Raw genomic sequence first — 21,905 nt, forward strand, 5'->3', positions numbered from 1 at the left:
CTTGTGCGATTGGGGCTTGACTTTGGGTGCGAGGTGCTACCCCTTTCGGGCTCGGCCGGTCGCGAAGCGTCCGGCCGTTTTCCGGCCGACCACAGCGCCTCGCAAGGGCCCCGAAGTCAAGCCCCAATCGCAATCGTCGCGCAGCGGCGATGCCACCCCAGTCTTTCGTCCGAGTTGCACGCCCACGCTGGAACAGGCACCCGCCCGCCAGAGGCAACCACGCTGGAACCCAACGCACCACAAGGCAAACCACCCGAGCCGGAACTAAACTGACCCCCGTGGCGGATCCAGCAGAGTCGGTCAACACCTTCATAGGCACCAAGGACGAGGGCAACACCTTCCCGGGCGCCTCCATGCCCTTCGGCAAAACCCACTCCAGCCCGATGACGGCCCACTACGCCGGCTACCGCTACGACGACCAGCAGATCCGCGGCTTCGGCCACTTCTTCCTCTCCGGAGCGGGCTGCTGGGAACAGGGCGGCCTGGTCCCGATCCTCCCCACCACCACACTCCCCACGACCTTCGACCACAAGCGCTACGCCACCACCTACAGCCACGACGGCGAAATCGGCAAACCGGGCTACTACAAGGTGGAACTGGCGAACGACATCACGGTCGAGTGCACAGCCACCACGAGGGCAGGCGTCGAGCGCTACACGTGGCCGAACGGCACGCCGGGAACCCTGCTGATCAACACGGGCCAGGCGAACGACAAGGAACCGGTCAGCGCCAGCAGCATCCGGATCGTCGACGACCGCACGATCACCGGAACCGTCGAAACGCAGGCGTTCTGCGGCGGCCGCCCGTACCTGACCCACTTCACGACGAAGTTCGACCGCCCCTTCCGGTCGCACGGCACGTGGAGCCCGACGGGGCCCAGGCCGGGCAACCGCGAAAGCAGCGGCGGTGCCGGCCTGAGAGGCGCGTGGGTCACCTTCACCCCCGGACCGGTGACGGCGAGCACCGCACTGTCCCAAGTGGATGAACAGGGTGCGACGAACAATCTTGAGGCCGAGACGGCCGGCAAGTCCTTCGACGACATCAAGAACGAGGCGCAGCAGGCCTGGCGCGACGAGCTGGGCTGCATCGAGATCGAGACGGACGACGAGGACGACCGGACGGTGTTCTACACCGCCCTCTACCACGTCCTGCTCCAGCCGCTGACCGGCAGCGACGCCGACGGCCGGTACCGGGGCTTCGACAACCGGATCCACCAGGCGGACGGCTGGACCTACTACGAGTACTACTCGCTGTGGGACACCTACCGCGCCCACAACCAGCTCCTGTCCCTGATCCGCGCGGAACGGTCCCGGGACATCGCGAAGAGCGTCCTCGCCATCCACGGGCAGGGCGGCTGGCTCCCGCGGTGGGCGTTCTCCAACCAGGAGACCAACTGCATGACCGGCGACCCGGTGACGCCGTTCCTGGTGGACCTGTGGCGGTTCGGTCACCTGGAGGGCGACGAGCAGCGGGCCTACGAGGCACTGCTGCAGAACGCGGACGGCGTCCCGCCGGAGAGCTCGCGGTTCCAGGGCCGGTCCGGCAACCCGAACTACCTCGCGGCCGGGTTCGTCCAGTACGACAAGAACTTCCCGAAGAAGGGCCAGGACACCGACCCGCACCACGGCGCGTCCGCGACCCTCGAGTACGCCCTCGCCGACGCCACGCTCGCGATCATGGCCGAGGAGCTGGGGCACCACGAGGACGCCGCGCGGCTCAGGGCCAGGGGACTCAACCACCGCGAGCTGTGGGACGGCAGCGTCACCGACCGCGGCTTCACGGGCTTCCCGCGGCCGAAGCTGAAGAACGGCGCCTGGCTCACCCCGTACACCCCGCAGGGACCGGAGGGCTTCCACGAGGGCACGGCCTGGCAGTACCAGTGGCTCGCGCAGCACGACGTCGACGGGCTGGTCTCGGCGATGGGTGGAGCGGCGGCGGCCGAAGCCAGGCTCGACGACTTCTTCGCCTATGAAGACCTCCTGCGGGACCCGAAGCGGACGGTCCGCGAGAAGTGGGTGGTCGGGCCGTACGACTACTACAACCAGTTCCGGTACAACCCGAACAACGAACCGGACCTGCACGTGCCGTGGATGTACGCGCTCATCGGCAAACCGGAGAAGACGTCGGTGGTCGTGCGCGCCGCGCAGACGTTGTTCGTCAACGGGCCCGCCGGCGTCACCGGCAACGACGACCTCGGCACGATGTCGGCCTGGTACGTGTTCAGCGCGCTCGGGCTGTACCCCGCCGTACCGGGAACGGGCGAGTTCGTCCCGCACGCACCGAGGTACCGCAAAGCCGTCATCCACTTGGAGAACGGTCAGGACGTCGTCATCGAGGCACCGCAAGCCGATCCGGCCAGGACCCAGGTGGTGCAGCGGATCCGGAGCGGCCGCGGCGGCGATGCCGGAAGTCGCGTCCAGCTCGCCGAACTGGTGACCGGGACCACTCTCGAGGTCGACCTCCGCACACTTTCGAACTGAGACGCGGGAACGGCCGTAGGCTCGGGCGATGGGTACCTGCGCGAGCTGCGGCACGGAATTCGCGCCCATGCCGTCGCGGGCGCGGTACTGCTCGAACGCGTGCCGTCAGCGTGCCTACCGCCGGCGCTCCGCCGGTACGTCCACTGTGGTCGCCGAGCTGCCGGCGTACGACGACTCGTTCGTCGGCAGGGAGGACGAGCTCGGCGAGCTGCTGTCGCTGCTGCGCGAACACAGGTTGCTCACCGTCGTCGGCGCGGCCGGGGTCGGGAAGACGCGGCTCGCGGTCGAGGTGGCCCAGCGGGTCCGCAAGACGGTGGTGCGCACGGTCGAGCTCGGCAAGCTGAGCCGGCCCGACCAGGTGGTGCAGGCCTTCGCGGAAGCCGTCGGCGTGTACCAGCACGCGGGGGTCGCGCTGCGGACGACGTTGCTGCGGGAACTGGCGCACCGCCGGGTCCTGCTGCTCGTCGACAACTGCGAGCACGTCGTCGAGGAGTGCTGCGCCGTCGTCGACGCGCTGCTGGCGCGGTGCCCGAACGTGCAGGTGCTGGCGACGAGCCGGGAGGCGCTGCGGGCCGCGGGCGAGGTCGTCTACCCGCTGCACGGCATGAACGACGACGCGGTCCGCCTGTTCGTCGAACGCGCGGGAGCGGGCGGCGACCCGGACATGATCGCGGCGATCTGCGCGCGGCTCGACGGGGTCCCGCTCGCGGTGGAGCTGGCCGCGAAGCTCTCCGCGTCGGTACCGCCCGGCGAGCTCGTGCACCGCCTCGACCACCGGCTCGACCTGTTGAGCGACGCGGGCGAGCAGGCACGGCACCGGAGCCTGCGCGCGGCCGTCTCGTGGAGCCACGACCTGCTGACCACGGCCGAGAAGGAGTTCTTCCGCAGGGTCGCGCTGCTGCCGGGCGGGTTCGGGCTGGAGATCGCGAGGGTCGTGCACGGCGGCCCGGTGGTCGACCTGCTGATGGGGTTGCAGGCCAAGTCGCTGGTGGTGCGGGAGAACGACGGCCGGTTCCGGATGCTGGAGTCGGTGCGGCTCTTCGCGGAGGAACGGCTCGCGGAGCACGGCGAGCACGCGGTGACGGCCGAACGGATCGTCGCCTGGCTGTGCGAGAAGGGCGAACCCGGCGCCACGTCGTCGATCCTCACGCCGGATCAGGTCACGGCGCTGCACCAGGAGTACGACAACGCGGCCTACGCGTTCGACCGGTTGCTCGCGCCGCAGGACGGGCGGCGGCTGATGCTGGCCACGATGTTGCTGCGGGTCTGCTTCGACCGCGGCTACTTCACCGAGGCCGGCGCGGTGCTGATGCAGGTGCTGCACCAGACGGCGGCCGACGCCCGCTACCGGATCCTCGCCCTGGAGTACGCGTCCCTGCTGGCAGTGCACGAGGAACGGCACGACGAAGCCGTGAAGCACGCGCTCGAAGCCGTCTCGACGGCCGAGGACAGCGGCACGCAGTCGGTGATGTGCCGGCTCTACCGGACCCTCGCCACCGCGTACGACAGCGCGGGCGACGTGCAGAACACGGCGTGGGCGCTGCGCATGTCGATCGAGCACGGCAAGCGCAACGGCAACGACGTGAGCGTCGCCGTGTCCAGCCAGAACCTCAGCTGGTGGCTGCTGGAACAGGGCGAGGTCGACGCGGCCGGTGTCCTGATCGAGGACGCGCTGCCGGTGCTGAAGGTGCACGCCCGGCCGGACGTCGTGGCCATCGCCGTGCACACGTCGGGCTGCATCGCGCTGGAACGCGGCGACCTGGCCACGGCGGGTGCCCGGTTCGCGGAGAGCGCCCGGCTGTCGGCGACCGACCCGCGGGCGGTGCTGGAGTCGATCGAGGGCCGCGGGCTGGTCGCGGTGCTGTCCGGCCGGCACGAGATCGGCGTGCGGCTGCTCGCTGCCTGCCGCCAGATGCGGGTGAACTGGGTCGTCCCGTCGGAGCAGTGGTGGCAGCGGAAGATGACCGCCGCGCTGGACCTGGCGCGGGAGGCACTGTCTCGTTCGGCGTTCACCAGGGCGCTCAACGCGGGCAGGGCGATGGACGTCACGCACGCCCTGGAGACCGCGCTGGACAAGGAGATCGCGCAGGACGCGGTGCTCAGCGACCGGCAACGCGTGGTGGTCGAGCTGGTGGCGCGCGGCATGACGAACGCGCAGGTCGCGGCCGCCCTCGGGATCTCCCACCGGACCGTCGAGTCGCACGTGCACAACGTGCGGACGGCGTTGAACCTCTCCTCGCGTGCCGAGCTCGTCGCCTGGGCCCAGTCGAACTGACGCCGCCAACTGAGACGTAACGCCGCGCAGGTCCGGATGACTTCCGGTCCTCGTCCGTTCATTGTGGGTGCAACCAACGGAAGGGGAGGGGGCGACGTGGAACCTTTCCGGCTGCTGCACCCCGATCTCGTGCCGCAGCGGCGCGAGTCGCTCCAGCACGCCGCGTCCGTGCTCGTCCAGATGGGGCTGGACGACACCGTCCTGTCCGCGTCGCCCGTGCACCAGCGGCTCGCCCGCGTGGTGCTCGCCAGCAGCGACGTGATCGAGTGGAAGCCCGGCTACGGGGGCCTCGACGCCGGTGACGACGAACGCTTCGGCGTCGTGCGGGTCGGCGGCGACCGCGGTGGCGTGTTCCTGTCCAGCGTGCTGATCGCCTACCTCGACGTGCAGGAGGACGCGGCCAGGACCGGCACCTCCGTCTGCGAGGACTCCTGGCGCACCCTGCTCTGGGCGCCGACCGCGCTCTTCGACCACGTGCTGCGCCGGCCCCAGGTCGGCATGAAGGTGCTGACGCCCGGCCCCGCCACCGGCTGCCCGTCGCACGACCGGCCCGTCGTGGGCCAACGCCTCTACTTCGCGCTGATGCAGGCCGTCCGGTTCGCGGTCAACGGCGTCGTGCGCGCCGAGGACGACCGCACGCTCGTCGAGGACTGCGTCACGCTCGCGACCGCGTGCCTGCGCGCCGCGACGGTGGCGCTCACGTTCGCCGCGGACGTGCGGCACGACGTCCCGCCGCTGCCCGTCGTGGAGACCTTCGAGCACCGCTACCTCTGGCAGATGATCAACGAGGTGCGCGCGGCCGTTCCGCGGGCGAGGTTCGAGCAGTTCGCCACGGCGCTGCGCAGGCTCGACGAGGTGCACAGCGCCGATCCGCTGATGGCCGCGGGCAGCTGACCTCCGCAGGACGAAGTCCTTGGTCGCGAGTTCGCCTCGACTTTCGTCTTTTCGCCCCACTCGGCGGAGTCCGCTGACCTACCGTTCCGCCCATGACGGAGGAACGGTCGGCGGTCGTGGTGCGGGACGTCCGCAAGAGCTACGGCGAGCTGAAAGCGGTGGACGGCGTCTCGTTCACCGTGGCGCAGGGGGAGTTCTTCGGCATCCTGGGGCCGAACGGCGCGGGCAAGACGACCACGCTGGAGATCGTCGAGGGACTGCGCAAACCCGACAGCGGTGAGGTGACGCTGCTCGGCGAGAGCCCGTGGCCGCGCAACGTGAAGCTGTTGCCGCGCATCGGGGTGCAGCTGCAGGCGACGTCGTTCTTCGACAAGCTGACCGCGAAGGAACAGCTGCAGACGTTCGGCTCGCTCTACGGCGTGAGCCCGGGAACCGCGGCGGACATGCTGGAGCTCGTCGGCCTCGCGGACAAGGCGAACGAGCAGGAGAACAAGCTCTCCGGCGGCCAGCGGCAACGCCTCTCGATCGCGTGCGCGCTGGTGCACGACCCGGACATCGTGTTCCTCGACGAACCGACCGCCGCACTCGACCCGCAGGCCCGCCGCAACCTGTGGGACGTGCTGCGCGCGATCCAGGAACGCGGCAAGACCATCGTCTACACCACGCACTACCTCGACGAGGCCGAGATCCTCTGCGACCGCGTGGCCATCATGGACAGGGGCAGGGTCCTCGCGCTCGACCGGCCCCCGGTGCTCGTGCGCGGACTCGACGCGCCGACCCACGTGACGCTGCAGAAGGGCCTGCTGTCCGTCGTGGACGCCCGAGCGCTCGACGGCGTCGACGAGGCCCGCGAGGACGAGGTCTCGCTGACCATCTCCACCCGCCGCCCGGCACCCGTGCTGTCCGCGCTCGCCGAACGCGGCGCGCTCGACGGCCTGCAGGTCCGCACGGCCACCCTCGAGGACGTCTTCCTCGACCTCACCGGACGGGAGTACCGCGCATGACCGCGTTCCAGTCGCTCTCGCTGGCGATGTTCAAGGGCTTCATCAGGGACAAGGCGACGCTGTTCTTCACGTTCGTGTTCCCGTTGCTGTTCCTCGTCATCTTCGGTCTCATCCTGCGCGACGTCGGCGAGGACAAGACCAAGATCGCGCTGGTCGGCGACGGCCCGATCGTCTCGGCGCTGCGCGACAGCGGCGCGCTGGAGTTCGAGTCCTACGACGACGAGAACGCCGCCGTGCAGAAGGTGAAGGACGGCGACCTGCCGGCCGCGCTGATCGTCCGCGGGCAGCAGGTCGACGTGCGGTACGCGCAGAGCGACCAGGTGCAGTCGGCGACCGTGCTCGGGATCGTGAACGGGTTCGTGGACAAGGCGAACCTGGCCGCGACCGGTCAACCGCCGACCTTCACGTTCGCCGCGGAGAAGGTCGAGGACGCCTCGCTCAAGCCGATCCAGTACCTGACGCCCGGCATCCTGTCGTGGGGTGTGGCGGTGTCGGCGGTGTTCGGGTCGGCGCTGACGCTGGTGTCGTGGCGCCGCAAGCAGGTGCTGCGCCGCATCCAGCTCGCGCCCGTGTCGGCGACGTCCGTGCTGGCGTCGCGGCTGATGGTCAGCGCCGGCGTCGCGCTGGTGCAGGGCGCGATCTTCGTGGGCGTGGCGTCGCTGCCGGTGTTCGGGTTGCGGCTCTCCGGCTACTGGTGGCTCGCGATCCCGTTGCTGCTGCTGGGAACCGTGGCGTTCTTCGCGCTCGGCATGCTCGTCGGCTCGTTCGCCAAGACGGAGGAGGCCGCGTCGGCGGCGGCGAACATCGTGGTGCTGCCGATGGCGTTCCTGTCCGGCACGTTCTTCCCGGTCGACCAGGCACCCGCGTGGCTGCAGGCGGTGTCGAAGGCGTTCCCGTTGCGGCACATGAACGACGGCATGCTCGACGTGCTGGTGCGCGGCAAGGGAGCCGAGGCGCTGCTCGTGCCCGCGTCCATCCTGGCCGGCTTCACGCTCGTGGTCGGACTCCTCGCCTCACGCATCTTCAAATGGGAGGAATAGGACAGACCCCACGTGCGCTGTGCCGCCCGTCACGGTTCATGATGATGAGCCATGACGTTCTCCAGTGCGGTTGGACGGTTCCGCATCTTCGCCCTCGCCGAGGCGATCTCCTGGGCGGGGCTGCTGCTCGGGATGTTCTTCAAGTACGTCGTCGTGCAGAACGAGATCGGCGTGAAGATCTTCGGGCCGATCCACGGCGCGGTCTTCGTCGGGTTCATCCTCGTCACGCTGATGGCGAAGGACCCGCTGAAGTGGGACGTCCGCACGCTGGTCCTCGGCCTGCTGTCGAGCATCCCGCCGTTCGGCACGGTGGTCTTCGAGCGCTGGGCCGCGAAGACCGGCCGCCTCAACGAGAACGCTGCCGGACAGCTCTGAGCTCGACCTCCGGGTCGCCCCGGTGGTAGATCCGCTCGGACTCCTCGATGTTGTCCAGGAAGACCTGGTACTTCACCGCGTTGTGCAGGTGTGACGCGCGGCGGGCGACGTCGAGGGCTTCGAGCGGGCGGCTGTCCGGGCGGTGCGAGAGCCAGGCCCCGCTCCACACCTCGCGGATGTGGTCGTGCAGTTCGGGCCCCGCGTACTCCAGCGCCCGGCACGCGTCGAGCGCCGGGTGCCCCCACACGGCGTCCGACCAGTCGATGACCTCGCCGCTGCGCCGCCAGTTGCCGGGGTGGAAGTCGCCGTGCGTCAGCGTGTCCGGCAGTCCGAACGACGGCATCGGCACGGCGGTCGAGCGCAGGCGCGGCTCGCCGGCCAGGGCGTTCTGCACAGCGACCCAGCGCGGCACGATCAACTCCACGTGCTCGGGCGTGACGGGCCAGCACTTGTCGCCGGGCGCGTCGGCGAGCAGGACCCGCTGGGGCGCCGACGCGATCACGTCCGGGACGAGCGTCCGGTCGTGGGCGGCGACCATCGCGATCACCTCGCCCTCGTCGGCGAAGAACGGCGGGACGGCCTTCAGCCACACCGGTCCGGTCGCGGTCGGGAGCCGGAGCACGGTCGAGAGGTTCCAGGTGCGGACCTGGACGGCGGGACCGGTGCGGCCGACCTCCGCGTCGGCCCACTCGATCAGCTCCGACGGTCCGCCCGGCCGTGCGTAGGGCAGCCGGAACTCCGCGTCCGCCTCGGGTTCGTCCGCGGGGAGCAGCGCCGAGCGGTCCGGTTCGCCGAGCGCTTCGACGTGGTAGGTGACCAGGCCGCCGGTCGGCACCCTGCCGCCTTCCGCGGAGACCAGCCGCAGCACGTGCGTCGGCACGCCGAGCAGCCGTTCGAGGACCTCGTTGACCGGCTCGACGTGGTACCAGTCCGCCGTCGGGACCGGCAGCGGCTCGGTGCGGCCAGCGAACCCGCTGGGGGCGCTGACCAGGGCGATGACCGTCCGGCCCGTCATCCGGTCACCAGCCGGAGCGCGGCGCGCAGCTCGTTCGCCGGGTCGTCGCGGTGGTAGATCCGCTCCGACTCCTCGATGTTGTCGAGGAACTCCTGGTAGCGCACGGCGTTGTGCAGGTGTGACGCGCGGCGGGCGACGTCGAGTGCTTCCAGGGGACGGCTGTCCGGGCGGTGTTCGAGCCACGCCCTGCTCCAGACGCGGCTGATCACCTCGCTGAGAGCCGGGCTGAACGCCATGAGCCTGGCCGCGTCGAGCGCCGGATGCCCCCACACGGCGTCGGACCAGTCGATGACGACGCCGCTGCTGCGCCAGTTGCCGGGGTGGAAGTCGCCGTGCACCAGCGTGTCCGGCAGCCCGAACGACGGCATCGGCACCGCGGACGGTGTGAGCCGCGGCTCGCCCGCCAGCGCGTTCTGCACGGCGACCCAGCGCGGCACGATCCGTTCGACCTGCTCGGGCGTGACGTCCCAGCAGTCCTCGCCGGGTACGTCGGCGAGCAGGACGCGGCGCGGCCCGGAGGCGATCACCTCGGGCACGAGCGCCGGGTCGCGGGCGGCGACCATCGCGATCACCTCGCCCTCGTCGGCGAAGAACGGCGGGACCGCCTTCAGCCACGCGGTGCCGTTCGCGGTGCTCAGGCGGTGGACGCTCGACAGGTTCCAGGTCTTCACCTGCGTCGCCGGGCCGGTGCGGTCGACCTGCGCGTCCGCCCACGCGACCAGCTCCGCGGGACCGCCGGGCCGGGCCCAGGGCAGGCGGAGCTCCGCGTCCGCGCCGGGTTCGTCCGCGGGGCGCAGCTTCGCGCGGTCGGGTTCGCCGTGCGCCTCGACGTGGTAGGTGACCAGCCCTCCGGCGGAGCGTTCGCCGCCCTCGGCCGACACCAGCCTGAGCACGGTCGTCGGCACGCCCAGCAGGTGTTCCAGCGCCTGGTTGACGGGTTCGGCGTCCGGCCACCAGCGGCTGTCCACCGCGATGGGGTCCGTGCGGCCGGCGAACCCGCCGGGAGCGCTGACCAGCGCGATGATCGTCCGTTCCGTCACCGGTTCATCATCGCCGCGCGCTCAACCGGATTTCAGTCGTCGAAGTCCCCGCTGGCCCTGCGGACCTTCGCGAGCAGGTCGGTGAGCTGCTCGGTCTGCCGGTCGGTGAGGCCCTTCAGGCCCAGGTTCACCTCGACGACCGCCGCGGTCGCGCTCTCACGGCGCTGCAGGCCGGCGTCGGTGATCTCGACCAGCGTCGTGCGGCGGTCGGTCGGGTGCGGCGTGCGGCGGACCAGGCCGTCGGTCTCCAGCCGGTCGACGATGTTGGTCACGCTCGTGGGGTGCAGCTGGAGGCGCTCGCCCATGACGCGCATCGGCAGCGCGCCCTTGCGCGAGAAGTACAGCAGCACCAACGCCTCGTAGCGCGCGAACGTGAGACCGTGCGGCTTGAGGGCTGCGTCCACGGCGGACTGGATGATTTGCTGGACACGCATGACGCTGGTGACGGCGGCCATCGAGGTGGAGGAACCCACCCGGTCGTCCCACAGCTCGGCCGCGCGGGCGATCGGATCGAACGGCAGCGGTGTCATGGGTCGGAAGCTACCAGTCAGTACAACTGATGGATCACCAGGAGGCACGTGTGCTTGTCGCGTTCAGCGTCGCTCCGTCCGGTTCGGACTCGTCGGGAGGCGTCGCCAGGGCCGTGGCCGAGGCGGTCCGGGTCGTGCGGGAGTCCGGGCTGCCCAACGAGACGAACGCGATGTTCACGTTGGTCGAGGGCGAGTGGGACGAGGTGATGGCCGTCGTGAAGAAGGCGACCGAGGCCGTGCAGGCCGCCGCGCCACGCGTGTCGCTCGTGCTCAAGGCGGACATCCGGCCCGGCTACACCGGTCAGCTCAAGGCCAAGGTCGACCGGATCGAGGAGCACCTCGCCGACACGCCGTGAACACGCCGACGGCCTTCCTCGGATGGCCGAACGCACTTACGCCGCCACGGTGAGTGAGCCCGTGCGGCGCCGTCGTCTGGGTTAGCGTGTCGGGCGTGGAAGCGAGACAGCTGTGGTTGCGGTTCGAGCCGTATCACGACGTCACGTACTTCACGCCCGAGTCCCGCGCCGCGACCGACGCGCTGGGCTGCAAGGGCGGCTGGATGGGCTACTTCGGCATGCGCGCCGCCCCGCTGGGGGCCGCGTCGCCGGAGCTGGTCTCCGCCGTCTTCTACAACTTCGCCCCGCGGATGGTCGCGCGCGCCCTGCCCGACGCGTGGGCCGTGGCGTCTCCCGCCGACTTCCTCCAGGCGCGGCTCGCCGGGGTCGACGGGGCGTTGCGCCGGCTGCTCGGCGCGGTCGACACGCCGGAGATCGCCGAGGCGGCCTCGCTGGCGCGTGCCGCGGCTTCGGCGGCGCCGCTCGGCGGACGTCCGCTGGCCGCCGCGAACCGCGCGCTGCCGTGGCCCGCCGAACCGCACCTGGAGCTGTGGCACGCCTGCACGATCTTGCGCGAGGCCCGCGGCGACGGCCACGTGGCCGCTCTGGTGGCCCACGGCGTGGGCCCGTGCCAAGCGCTTGCGCTCTACGCGCGTGAGCATTCCCTCGATCCGGCATACATGCGCACCGCGCGTGGTTGGAGTGAGGAGGAGTGGGAAGCCGTCTCCGACCTGCCCGGAGACCTCGCCGCGGTGGAACGCGCGACCGATGCGGCCGCGTCGGCACCGTGGGAGGCCTTGGGAACCGCAGGTACGTCGCGGTTCGTCGAACTGATGACACCGCTTGCTCTACGCATCGCTTCGGGCAACGAGGCGATGCGCGTCAACCCGATGGCCCTGGACCCGGTCCGGGAACTAGCCGTGCCAGGATGGAACACGTGACAAGGCCTGATCCTCGCAAGACCGCCGCACTGTCCGCCGCGCTCTCGGGCGCCGTCGACCTCGGTGCCCTGAAGGCCCGTGCCGACGCGGCCCGGCAGGCGGCCGCCGCACCCGCCTCCGCTGCCGCCGCCCCCGCCGACACCGGGTCGTCCGTCCCCTGGATCGTGGACGTCACCGAAGCCTCGTTCCAGGCGGTCGTCGAGCAGTCCCTGCAGGTGCCCGTCGTGGTGCTGCTGGGCGCCTCCTACTCGCCCGAGTCGCAGGCGCTGGCCGCCACGCTGACGCGCTTCGCCACCGGGTCCGGCGGGGCGTGGATCCTCGCTCGGGTCGACCTGGAGCAGGCGCCGCGGATCGGGCAGGCGTTCGGGGTGCAGTCCGTGCCCACGACCGTGGCCGTCGCCGCCGGTCAGCCGATCGACGCTTTCGCCGGGCCGATCGCCGACGCCGAGCTGTCGGCTTGGATCGCGCGGTTGCTGGACGCGTTGCGGGAGCGGTTGCCGGGGATTCGGGCCGGCGAGGCCCGGGCTACCGGGGTCGCTGAGGAAGAGGTTGTCGAGGACCCCCGGATCGTTGCTGCCGAGGAGGCCTTCGAGGCTGGCGATTACGTTGCCGCTCAAGGGTTCTACGAGCAGATCCTGGCTTCCGAGCCCGGGAACGAGCTGGCGAAGGAGGGGTTGGCGCAGGCTCGGTTCGCTGAGCGGGCTGAGGCTGTCGACCCCGCTGTCATCGCCAAGGCCGATGCTGCTCCTGAGGACATCGACGCCCAGTTGGCTGCTGCTGATGCCGAGATCGCCGGGCAGATGGTGGATGAGGCGTTCTCTCGGTTGGTTTCGGCTGTTCGGCGGGTTTTCGGGGAGGATCGGGACCGGGTTCGGCAGCACCTGATCGGGCTGTTCGAGTTGTTCCCGGCCGATGATTCCCGGGTCGCTTCTGCTCGGCGGGCTTTGGCTTCTGCTTTGTATTGAGTTTCGTGCGCGGGGCTCCGCCCCGGACCCCGCCAACTGATCAAGGACCGGGCCGGCGCCGTTAGCGGGTTGATGGCACGCCTGTTGCGTTGGGCGGCTTGCTGTTGCGTGCGTTGGTGGCGATTGCGTGGGGTGGTCCCGTCACCACCCCACCTGCCAGGCATGGAAAAAGCCAAGAGCGAAAAGCCAAGAGCGAAAGCCAAGACTGCTCGGCTTCGCCTTCGCTACTGCTCGCCTTCGGCCTCGCGGTGGCTCGCCTTCGGCATTGCGTCAAGGGCGCCTTCGCTCCAGCAGGACCGTGTCTCGCCATCTGCCGTGGTGTTCGGCGATTCGTTCCCGTAGGCCCACCGTTCTGAAGCCCGCCTTGTGGTGCAGGGCGATGCTTGTCCTGTTCTCCGGGAAGATCACTGCTTGCAGGGTCCACAGGCCTGCGTTGTCGGCTGCTCGGACCTGGTGGTGCAGAAGGGTTTTGCCCACGCCTTTGCCCTGGTGGGTGTCGGAGACGTAGATCGAGGTCTCCGCCACGCCGGCGTAGCAGGCTCTGGGGGAGACCGAGGTGGCCGCTGCCCAGCCTGCGATCTCGTTGTCCACCTCTGCCGTCCAGCGGTGGTCCGGCAGCCACTTGGATTCCAGGGTTCTGCGGGGTGGGACTTCCGTTTCGAAGGTCGCGTTGCCTGCCGCTATGCCCTCGCCGTAGATGCGGCGGACTTCTGGCCAGTCTTCTGGCGTCATCGGGCGGATGGTCACGCCTGGGGCCGGGGTCAGGGTGCCGGGGGTGGTCAGGGCGCCCATCACCGCGTCTGCTGCGTGGGGGAGGCCCGTGCAGCACGTCGGGTTGACCGTGACGAGGGTGGTCGTGCCCTCTCGCTCGACCTGGAGGAAGCCCACCTCTGCCAGTTTGCGGACGTGGTGTGAGCAGGTGGACTGGCTCACACCCAGCAGCGTGGTCAGTTCGCCCACGGTCACCGGGGTCGGGGACCGGGCCACGTGGTGGAGCAGGCGGACTCTGGTCGGGTCGGACAGCGTTGCGAACCACGAGGCGTACTTCGCGGCTTCATCGGTCAGCACCTGGCGAGTATCGACGGGCGTCGATCCTGGATCAAACCGAGTACTTCTTCACGCAGAAGGAGAGGCCTCGGAAGAAGCCGTCGCCGAAGGCCTCCACCCTGGCGAAGCCGGACGGGACCGCTTTGCCGTTCACGTCTGCCGCGATCAGGCTGTTGTCCGCCAGCAGCTCTGCCACTGCCTCGTCCAGGTCTCCCGGGGAGAGGCGGAGGCCTGCTGCCGCGTCCGGGCGGTTGGTCAGGCCCGCCCAGGCTCCTGTCAGGCAGGCGGTGCGCTGGCCTGCCGCGTCGTCGTCCAGTTTGAAGCCCGTGGCGTGCTGGATGGAGAGGGAGAAGCGGGAGGCGACCACGGCGAAGGCCGCGAAGTCGCCGATTCCGCCCTTCGAGCCCTTCTTCGGGGGTGTGCCGATCTTCACCAGGGACGGGAGGTCCAGCTGGAGCTGGTTCACCGCCGGGCAGTAGGTGGCCGGGGAGGTGGCCTGGGCGTCGGGGCAGGACTTGATGCCGCTCTTGTCGAAGGCCGGGAAGGAGGCGCCGCTCGACTTGTAGGCGTCCTTGAGGGACTCCTCCAGGGCCTTGAGGTACCGCTCGTCCTTGACGTCGGCGTTGCCGCGGCCCTGGCCCTCGTCCTTGTCCGACAGGGAGAAGGGGCGTTCGGTGATGCGCTTGTTGATCTCGGCCTCGTTCATCTCCGCGCAGCGGACGGCGCCTCGGGTGAAGCCGAACTGGAAGGCCGAGACGCGGTCGAACGCGCTGCCGTGGGCTCCCTGCTTCTCGAACGAGGTGCCGGCCGAGTCGCGGATGAAGAACATCGTCTGCAGGACCTGGTTGAGGCCCTCGCCGGTGGAGAGCTCGAAGTGCCTCGCCTTGTTCTCGGCGACCCAGCGCATGAAGACGCCGGTGTAGCAGTCGGCCTGCTGCTCCTTGACGATCGACGGGGTGTTCGGGCCGATGTTCGAGGCCTGCCCCAGCTTGTACTGGACGGCGTGGCCCATCTCGTGGGCCAGGACGGTGACCACGGCCATCGGGCCGAAGGAGTCCTTCAGCATCGGGAGCAGCTCGCCGCGGTCCCAGGTGATGCTGTCGTCGAGGGCGCAGTAGAACGCGTTGGCGATGCCGGTCGTGTTCAGCTTGCAGACCTCGACGCCCTTGCCGTTGGAGTCGTAGGAGATGAAGCGCTTCACCGGTTCGAAGCTCTTGCTGATGAAGGCCTTCGGGAACTCGATCTTCCAGAAGTCCTGCACGTCGGCCAGGGCGTTGATGGCCAGGCGGTCCATCTCGCCGCCGTCGCCGTTCTCCACCTGCAGGTCAGCGTCCGGCACGCCCTGCTTCGGGCCGGACGGGCCGTTCGAGATCTCCAGGCCCGCGACCTTCGTGGGGTCGGGGCGCTCGCCCTTCGGGTCGCCCTCGACCACGGAAGAGCAGGCGGTCAGTGCTGCGGCCGCGACCACAGCGACGGCGATTCGTCCCATCCCCATGCCTCGGAACACTACTAAGTGCGGTTTCGGAGGTGTGTGGCCAGTGCCTTCGGCCAAACGTGAAAACTGCTCACCCCCTGGGGTGATTTCAAGACTGCGCGGGCTCGTTTCCATTGTCCTGGGGTTTGTTCGGGCGCACAGTCCGTCCCACGCAGGCCTTCAGTGTGGAAGGAGTTTGGCGGTATGGGTAGAACGCGCTGGGCACGGTTCGTCGGGGTGCTCGGGATCGGCACGGTGGGTGCCGGCGCACTCCTGTTCGGCATGTCCCAGGGAGCGCTGGCCGCCTCGTTCGCGGTGTCCGGCACCAACTTCAAGGTCTCCTCCGACAGCTTGACGGGCCAGGGGTTCGTCCAGTTCGGCGGAGTGGACGCGGGTGCGGGACAGGTGCACGTCGTCGCGGTCAGCGGCTTCAAGTCGGCGACGCTCGACAAGTTCTGCCAGTCGGTGTTCGTCGCCAACATGCCGATCGTCGGTGACATCACGCTCCGGATCACCGCGGACGGCGTCGGCGGCATGTCGGCCGACAACCTGGTCGTGAACCTCACCGACCTCTCGGGTGACCTGACCCTGGGCAACCCGGAGATCGGCGTCGACGCGAACAAGGTCAACAAGGGACCGGACAACCTGCGGGGGTTGCCGGGCTCGTTCGGACTGCAGGCCGACTCGGCGAACATCACCGGGCTCAAGCAGACCGCCTGGTCCACCACGGCCCAGACCATCAGGTTCAAGGGCATGAACCTGACGATTCGCCAGGGGCAGCAAGAGTGCTTCTGACGCTCTGGCGGCTCTCCACGACGTGGCGGCGTGGCCGGCCCTTCTGGGCCGGCCTGTTCGTGATCCCGGGCGCGCTCATCATCCTGTTCCCGCCGTTCTCGAACTTGAAGCTCGGCGACGCGGTCATCTCCATGAGCACCATCGGCGGGATGTCCTCGTTGCTGATCGGCGCGTTGCTGCTGGTCTGCGGGCTGTCGATGTGGGTGCAGCCCCGGTTCCGGCTCGCGGCGGGGATCGTCTCGGTGCTGCTGTCGCTGGTCGCGCTGGTCGTGACCAACCTCGGCGGCTTCATCCTCGGCACCCTGTTCAGCCTTCTCGGCGGATCGCTCGCCATCGCGTGGACCGACGAGCCCAAGAAGCCGAAGAAGGCGAAGCACCCCGAGGGCACCCCGGAGGACACGTCCGGGGACGTCGCCGAGGGCACCCCCGGCGATGTTCACGGGGACACGGGGCCGGACACGACCCAGAGGGTTCAACCCACATGATGCGAACTCAGCCGCTGGCCGCGGTCGCGATGGTCGCGGTCCTGGCGCTGCAGCCGCCGTCGAGCTCCGAGCCGCCGCCGGCGTCGACCACCACTCCGGCGCCGACGACGAGCTCGGAACCGGCGCCGACCAGTTCGGCGCCGACCACCACCACCGCACCGCCGGTGTCGTCGACCGCGCCGACGCCTCCCTCGTCCAGCACGGCACCACCCGCTTCGACGCCGCCGGAACCCACGCCACCGGCCCCTGCCCCGGTGGCGTCGGGAGGGCGGGAGTGGACGCTGACCGCGTCCCGGCTGGAGCTGGGCGGGCTCAACTACGCCGGTGTCGTGGAGGCCCTGGTCAACGGGAAGACCATCAAGGTCCTGAAGTTCACCGCCGGCGACATGAAGATCAGGGACCTGGTGCAGACCGCCGAGATCTCACCGGGCCAGAAGCTCGTCACCGCGGCACGGCCGGGCAGCACCTCGACGGTGGCGCCGGGCCGGATCGAGCTGTTCACGGTGCAGCTCAAGGGCAACCTGGACATCCTCGGCATCAAGATCCCGGTGGACTACACGGCCGAGCGCCCGCCACCGCTGAACGTGCCGTTCGCGGCGTTCACCGACGTCACCGTGCGCAACACGGACCTGGTCGGCGGCACGCTGAAGATCCCGGGAGCGCGGATCTACGTCGTGGCGGACCAGGCCCCCGCCGAACGGCGCTAGCCCGGTCGCCTCACAGGCACTCGGTCTGCACGAGCGCCCCGCTCGCGTCGTAGAGGAACTCGCAGCCGTAGCTCCACCGCCAGAAGACGTAGCCGTTGGAGAAGTAGCGGACGGTGAAGGTGTCGTCGTTGTCGTCGTAACCGGCGGTGGGACGGCCCTGCGGGTCGAACGCCGTGAAGTGCAGGCCCAGCACGTCCACGCGGTCGCCGGGCGTGCTCGCGACGGCCACGACCCCGGTGCCCGCCGGGGCGGCCGAGGCCGGGGCCGCGAGACCGATGATCGCTCCGACCGCCGCGGTGGCACCGACGAGCAGGGTCCTGAGAGCTGTGTTCGTCATGGGGATCTCCGTCAGTGGAAGTGGAGTTCTCGCACTTCAGACGGTAGACAGACGTCGATTCCCCTGGCCACGCCCGCACTCGCGCGCCCGGGCCCGCTACCCGGACGTCCGTGTCGGAAACCACTCGTTGCGGTGGGCCCGGACCGGCGCGGCGTTCCCCGGTCCGGGTGGCAGGAGACCTGGTCCAGCGAACCCTGGACCGGTCTCCCGTCACAGGCCCTCTGTCAGAGCCCGCACTTCTTCGGGCCCTCGAACACGCCCTCGCGGAACTTCGCCACCCGCTGGAACCCGGGGTCGACCGCGTTCTCGCCCTTCGCGTCACGGGCGGCGTAGTCGTAGCGCAGCAGCACGGTCACGGCCTCGTCGAAGTCGCCCGGCGAGAGCCCGAAGCCGTCCTGGCGCTGGAACACCGCGCCCGTGTACGCGCCGGCCAGGCACAGGGCGGCCGCGGAGGCGTCCTCGCCCTCGGTCGGCTTGCCCAGCGCGGCCAGCTCGGCCATCGCGTACCGGGTGGCGATCAGCGTGCCGGTCGCGTAGTCGCCCAGCTCCTTGTGCAGGGCCGGCAGGTCTTCCTTCGTGTCGATCTTGATCGTCTTGTCGGACGGGCAGTACGCGACGGGACCCTGGTCGCCGGAGCAGTCCGGTTCGGTCTGGGTGGCCTCGGCGCGCGGCGAGGGCCAGTTCTTGCCCGCCGCCGTGGCCAGGCCCTTGAAGTAGCCGTCGAGGTCGGGCGTCACGGACTCGAGCATCTCCGAGAACGGCAGGTTGCCGCCGTTGGCCCGGTCGCGGACGTTGGTGAACGCGCGCTGGGTGAACGTGCGGTTCTGCACGCTCATCGCCGCGCAGAACTTCGCGCCCTGCTCGAAGCCGTCCTGGAACGCGGCCACGCGGTCGAACGCGCTGCCGTGCGCCTGCTCGTCCTCCGGGGAGGTGCCGACCGGGTCGCGGAACGTGATCAGGGCGTTCAGCGCCTTGTCCAGGGCCTCCGAGCCGATGTCGAGGCGCTGCGACTTGCCGTCCGTCACGTTGCGCACGAACGAACCCGCGAAGCAGTCGGCCTGGGCCTCGGTGAGGATCGTCGGGTACTTCTCCGGCTCGCGGCGCTCGGCCTCCGGCGTGATGCCCATGCGGTTCTGCACGGCGTGGCCGATCTCGTGCGCCAGCACCACGACCACCGCGGCCTCGCCGAAGCGGTCCTGGAGCACCGGCAGCAGCGACGCGCGGTCCCACGCGATCGCGTCGGCGGCGGGGCAGAAGAAGGCGTTGCCCTCCACGTCCGAGGCCTTCTGCGTGCACGGCGGCGGCTTGGCGGTCGCGTCGGCCGTGTCCACCGAGTAGTAACCGCCGGTCAGCGGCTTCCACGGCTTGCCGAACGTCTTCTGGAACGTGTCCTTCCAGAACTCGTCGATGTCCGTGAGCGCCGTGGCGGCCAGCTTGTCGATCGGGCCGTTGTCCGTGCCGCGCACCTGGATGGTCTCGGTGGAGGCTTCCTTCTTCACCACCTTGGCGGCACGCGGGCGCCCCGGTATCTGGGCGGTGCAGCCCACCGCGAGCAGGGCGGTGGCGACGATCAGCGCGATGCTCCGGTGCCGCATGAACCCATTGTGCCTGCCGGTCGGCTCGGAGGGCGTCCTACTCGTCGAAGTCAGGCGCATACCCATGCCAACGTGCGGCGGGCGGATCAGGTTCACCCGGCTGGACCCGTCCCGGTGCGGACACCTGCCCGCACCGGGACGGCCCGCTCAGTCCGCTTCGCCCAGCACCCCGGGCACCTCGGGAACCAGCCACAACACGCCCGACGGCGGCAGCTGGAGCACCGACGAGTACGGCCGCCCGTGCCACGGCCTGGCCTCCGCCTCGACGCCGCCGAGGTTACCCACGCCGGAACCGCCGTAGTGCGACGCGTCCGTGTTCACGAGCTCCTTCCACCGGCCGCCGGCCGGCAGACCGACCCGGTAGTCGTGGTGCGGCTGGCCGGAGAAGTTCGCCACGCACACGAGCTGCGAGCCGTCCTCACCGATCCGCACGAACGACAGCACGTTGCCGCCCGAGTCGTTCGCGTCGATCCACTGGAAGCCCTCGGGCGTGACGTCGTGCGAGAACAGCGCCGCCGCCTGCTTGTACACCGAGTTCAGGTCGCGCATCAGCTTCTGGATGCCCTGGTGCAGCGGCTCCTGCTCGACCAGGTGCCAGTCGAGCGACCGCGACTCCGACCACTCCTGGCGCTGCCCGAACTCGCCGCCCATGAACAGCAGCTGCTTGCCGGGGTGCGCCCACATGAACGCCAGCAGCGAACGCACGCCCGCCGCCTTGTTCCAGTCGTCACCCGGCATCCGGGTCCACAGCGAACCCTTGCCGTGCACCACCTCGTCGTGCGAGAGCGGCAGCACGAAGTTCTCGCTCCACGCGTAGACCAGCGAGAACGTCATCTCGTTGTGGTGGAACGAGCGGTGCACCGGCTCACGCGACAGGTAGTGCAGCGTGTCGTGCATCCAGCCCATGTTCCACTTGAAGCCGAACCCGAGCCCGCCCAGGTGCGTCGGCCGCGTCACGCCCGGCCACGCCGTCGACTCCTCGGCGATCATGACGATGCCGGGGTGGCGCTTGTAGACGGTCGCGTTCAGCTCCTGCAGGAACCGCACCGCGTCGAGGTTCTCGCGCCCGCCGAACTCGTTCGGCAGCCACTGGCCCTCCGGCCGCGAGTAGTCGAGGTAGAGCATCGACGCCACGGCGTCCACGCGCAGGCCGTCGAGGTGGAACTCCTCGATCCAGTACAGCGCGTTGGCGACGAGGAAGTTGCGGACCTCGTTGCGGCCGAAGTCGAAGACGTACGTGCCCCAGTCGAGCTGCTCGCCGCGGCGCGGGTCGGCGTGCTCGTACAGCGGCGTGCCGTCGAACTTCGCGAGCGCCCAGGCGTCCTTCGGGAAGTGCGCGGGCACCCAGTCGACCAGCACGCCGATGCCGCGCTGGTGCAGCGTGTCGACGAAGTACCGGAAGTCGTCGGGCGTGCCGAACCGCGAGGTCGGCGCGTAGTACGAGGTGACCTGGTAGCCCCACGAGCCGCCGAACGGGTGCTCGGCCACGGGCAGCAACTCGACGTGGGTGAAGCCCATATCGGCGACGTACTCGGCCAGCTGTACCGCCAGCTCCCGGTAGGACAGGCCCGGCCGCCACGAGCCCAGGTGCACCTCGTAGATGCTCATCGGCTCGCGCACCGGCGCGCGCCCGGCGCGCGCCGCCATCCACGCCTGGTCGTCCCAGGCGTGCCGCGAGGTGTACACCACCGACGCGGTGGCGGGCGGTTTCTCGGCCGCGGCCGCCATCGGGTCGGCCTTCTCCCGCCACACCCCGTCCCGGCCGCAGATCGCGTACTTGTACCGGGTGCCCTCGGTGACGCCCGGCACGAACAGCTCCCACACCCCGGATCCGCCGAGCGAGCGCATCGGGTAGGCGCGGCCGTCCCAGTAGTTGAAGTCGCCGGTGACGCGGACCCCGTGGGCGTTCGGCGCCCAGACGGCGAACGCCGTGCCCGGCGCGGTGTCGTTAACAGGGCCGACCTCGCTGACGTGCGCGCCGAGCACCCGCCACAGCTCCTCGTGCCGTCCCTCGGCGATCAGGTGCAGGTCGAACTCACCCAGCGTGGGCAGGTGCCGGTACGGGTCGTCGCGCACCTCCTCCCTGGCCTCCGGGCCGGAACCGTAGACTGTGGCGATCCGGTAGCCGGGCACCTTCTCGTCCGGCACGGTGACGGCGAAGACGCCCTGGTGCACGTGCGTCATGGGCAGCCTGCGGCCGTCGTCGAGGACGGCGGTCACCGACTTCGCCATCGGCCGGAGCGCGCGGATGATCACCCCGTCGGGACCGGGGTGCGCGCCGAGCACCGAGTGCGGGTCGTAGTGCTGTCCCGCGACGATCCGTTCGATCTCACCCAGGCTGAGGTCAGCCAGGTTGGGGTCAGGCTGTGTCATAGCGGCCACTCGATCCGTAACGGCGCCAGCAGGCGCTATAGCTCGGCAATGGACTCTAGCGGAATGGGGACCCAGGCCGGCCGGTTCCTGGCCTCGTAGATGACCTCGTACACGGCCTTGTCGAGCAGCATCGCACGAAGCAGGACCGAGTTCTCCGCCGGGTCCAGGCCGCCGGCGGCGGCGTAGCCGGCGCAGAAC

General features: G+C 70.0%; 21 protein-coding genes. 12 read left to right on the forward strand and 9 right to left on the reverse strand.

Annotated elements, in window-relative coordinates:
• The first annotated feature begins 149 nt into the window (after positions 1-149).
• From VF330_RS18880 to VF330_RS18905, 6 genes are all read left to right on the forward strand, one after another.
• A complete protein-coding gene (locus tag VF330_RS18880; protein ID WP_414675400.1) occupies positions 150-2,480 on the forward strand; it encodes a GH92 family glycosyl hydrolase in 2,331 nt (776 codons plus the stop codon).
• 28 nt (positions 2,481-2,508) lie between these two features.
• The gene (locus VF330_RS18885) at positions 2,509-4,755 is read left to right on the forward strand and encodes an ATP-binding protein (protein ID WP_330852943.1); all 2,247 of its coding nucleotides are present in this window, start codon (positions 2,509-2,511) and stop codon (positions 4,753-4,755) included.
• A 96-nt stretch (positions 4,756-4,851) separates the two neighbouring features.
• Entirely contained in the window at positions 4,852-5,649 is a 798-nt protein-coding gene (locus VF330_RS18890; RefSeq protein ID WP_330852944.1) for a hypothetical protein, read from the forward strand.
• Positions 5,650-5,741: 92 nt separating this feature from the next.
• Positions 5,742-6,653 (forward strand): ABC transporter ATP-binding protein, encoded by a 912-nt coding sequence (locus VF330_RS18895; RefSeq protein ID WP_330852945.1) that lies wholly within the window; start codon positions 5,742-5,744, stop codon positions 6,651-6,653.
• Positions 6,650-7,693 (forward strand): ABC transporter permease, encoded by a 1,044-nt coding sequence (locus tag VF330_RS18900; protein ID WP_330852946.1) that lies wholly within the window; start codon positions 6,650-6,652, stop codon positions 7,691-7,693. The genes VF330_RS18895 and VF330_RS18900 overlap by 4 nt, the downstream gene beginning before the upstream one ends.
• Positions 7,694-7,744: 51 nt before the next feature.
• On the forward strand, positions 7,745-8,068 hold the full coding sequence (locus tag VF330_RS18905; RefSeq protein ID WP_330852947.1) for a DUF3817 domain-containing protein: 324 nt from the start codon (positions 7,745-7,747) through the stop codon (positions 8,066-8,068).
• Here VF330_RS18905 and VF330_RS18910 read toward each other — a convergent pair.
• From VF330_RS18910 to VF330_RS18920, 3 genes are read right to left on the reverse strand one after another with little or no spacing between them, the layout of a single operon-like run.
• On the reverse strand, positions 8,040-9,083 hold the full coding sequence (locus VF330_RS18910; protein WP_330852948.1) for a phosphotransferase: 1,044 nt from the start codon (positions 9,081-9,083) through the stop codon (positions 8,040-8,042). The two genes, VF330_RS18905 and VF330_RS18910, sit on opposite strands and share 29 nt — an antisense overlap.
• Positions 9,080-10,123 carry a phosphotransferase gene (locus VF330_RS18915; protein ID WP_330852949.1) on the reverse strand — a complete coding sequence of 348 codons (1,044 nt, stop codon included), beginning with the start codon at positions 10,121-10,123 and terminating at the stop codon, positions 9,080-9,082. The genes VF330_RS18910 and VF330_RS18915 overlap by 4 nt, the downstream gene beginning before the upstream one ends.
• 32 nt (positions 10,124-10,155) lie before the next feature.
• The gene (locus VF330_RS18920) at positions 10,156-10,653 is read right to left on the reverse strand and encodes a MarR family transcriptional regulator (protein ID WP_330852950.1); all 498 of its coding nucleotides are present in this window, start codon (positions 10,651-10,653) and stop codon (positions 10,156-10,158) included.
• A gap of 50 nt (positions 10,654-10,703) precedes the next feature.
• Between VF330_RS18920 and VF330_RS18925 the strand changes: the two genes are divergently transcribed.
• The 3 genes from VF330_RS18925 (at position 10,704) to VF330_RS18935 (ending at position 12,894) form a co-directional block, all read left to right on the forward strand.
• Positions 10,704-11,009: an MTH1187 family thiamine-binding protein gene (locus VF330_RS18925; RefSeq protein WP_330852952.1), complete on the forward strand. Its 306-nt coding sequence runs from the start codon at positions 10,704-10,706 to the stop codon at positions 11,007-11,009.
• A gap of 95 nt (positions 11,010-11,104) precedes the next feature.
• A complete protein-coding gene (locus VF330_RS18930; RefSeq protein WP_330852953.1) occupies positions 11,105-11,929 on the forward strand; it encodes an SCO6745 family protein in 825 nt (274 codons plus the stop codon).
• Positions 11,926-12,894: a tetratricopeptide repeat protein gene (locus VF330_RS18935; protein ID WP_414675401.1), complete on the forward strand. Its 969-nt coding sequence runs from the start codon at positions 11,926-11,928 to the stop codon at positions 12,892-12,894. The genes VF330_RS18930 and VF330_RS18935 overlap by 4 nt, the downstream gene beginning before the upstream one ends.
• A 270-nt stretch (positions 12,895-13,164) precedes the next feature.
• Here the strand turns inward: VF330_RS18935 and VF330_RS18940 are convergent, their stop codons facing one another.
• A complete protein-coding gene (locus VF330_RS18940) occupies positions 13,165-13,962 on the reverse strand; it encodes a metalloregulator ArsR/SmtB family transcription factor (protein ID WP_330852955.1) in 798 nt (265 codons plus the stop codon).
• A 31-nt stretch (positions 13,963-13,993) separates the two neighbouring features.
• Positions 13,994-15,436: a neutral zinc metallopeptidase gene (locus VF330_RS18945; protein ID WP_330852956.1), complete on the reverse strand. Its 1,443-nt coding sequence runs from the start codon at positions 15,434-15,436 to the stop codon at positions 13,994-13,996.
• A gap of 183 nt (positions 15,437-15,619) precedes the next feature.
• Between VF330_RS18945 and VF330_RS18950 the strand changes: the two genes are divergently transcribed.
• Positions 15,620-16,210, forward strand: coding sequence for a DUF6230 family protein (locus VF330_RS18950; RefSeq protein WP_330852957.1), 591 nt, complete (start codon positions 15,620-15,622; stop codon positions 16,208-16,210).
• On the forward strand, positions 16,201-16,695 hold the full coding sequence (locus tag VF330_RS18955; protein WP_330852958.1) for a DUF6114 domain-containing protein: 495 nt from the start codon (positions 16,201-16,203) through the stop codon (positions 16,693-16,695). The genes VF330_RS18950 and VF330_RS18955 overlap by 10 nt, the downstream gene beginning before the upstream one ends.
• A 7-nt stretch (positions 16,696-16,702) precedes the next feature.
• Here the strand turns inward: VF330_RS18955 and VF330_RS18960 are convergent, their stop codons facing one another.
• Positions 16,703-16,897, reverse strand: a complete 195-nt coding sequence (locus VF330_RS18960; protein ID WP_330852959.1) for a hypothetical protein — start codon at positions 16,895-16,897, stop codon at positions 16,703-16,705.
• Between the two features lie 52 nt (positions 16,898-16,949).
• On the opposite strand from VF330_RS18960, the gene VF330_RS18965 reads away from it, so the two are divergent.
• Positions 16,950-17,402 (forward strand): hypothetical protein, encoded by a 453-nt coding sequence (locus VF330_RS18965; protein WP_330852960.1) that lies wholly within the window; start codon positions 16,950-16,952, stop codon positions 17,400-17,402.
• A gap of 10 nt (positions 17,403-17,412) precedes the next feature.
• On the opposite strand, the gene VF330_RS18970 is transcribed toward VF330_RS18965, so the two are convergent.
• From VF330_RS18970 to glgB, 3 genes are all read right to left on the reverse strand, one after another.
• Positions 17,413-17,739 (reverse strand): hypothetical protein, encoded by a 327-nt coding sequence (locus VF330_RS18970; RefSeq protein ID WP_330852961.1) that lies wholly within the window; start codon positions 17,737-17,739, stop codon positions 17,413-17,415.
• A 224-nt stretch (positions 17,740-17,963) separates the two neighbouring features.
• The gene (locus VF330_RS18975) at positions 17,964-19,334 is read right to left on the reverse strand and encodes a neutral zinc metallopeptidase (RefSeq protein ID WP_330852962.1); all 1,371 of its coding nucleotides are present in this window, start codon (positions 19,332-19,334) and stop codon (positions 17,964-17,966) included.
• Positions 19,335-19,481: 147 nt separating this feature from the next.
• Positions 19,482-21,707, reverse strand: coding sequence for a 1,4-alpha-glucan branching protein GlgB (glgB, locus tag VF330_RS18980; protein WP_330852963.1), 2,226 nt, complete (start codon positions 21,705-21,707; stop codon positions 19,482-19,484).
• Positions 21,708-21,905 lie beyond the last annotated feature (198 nt).

It is taken from the genome of Lentzea sp. (assembly GCF_036380075.1).
In the GTDB taxonomy this organism is placed as follows: Bacteria; Actinomycetota; Actinomycetes; order Mycobacteriales; family Pseudonocardiaceae; genus Lentzea.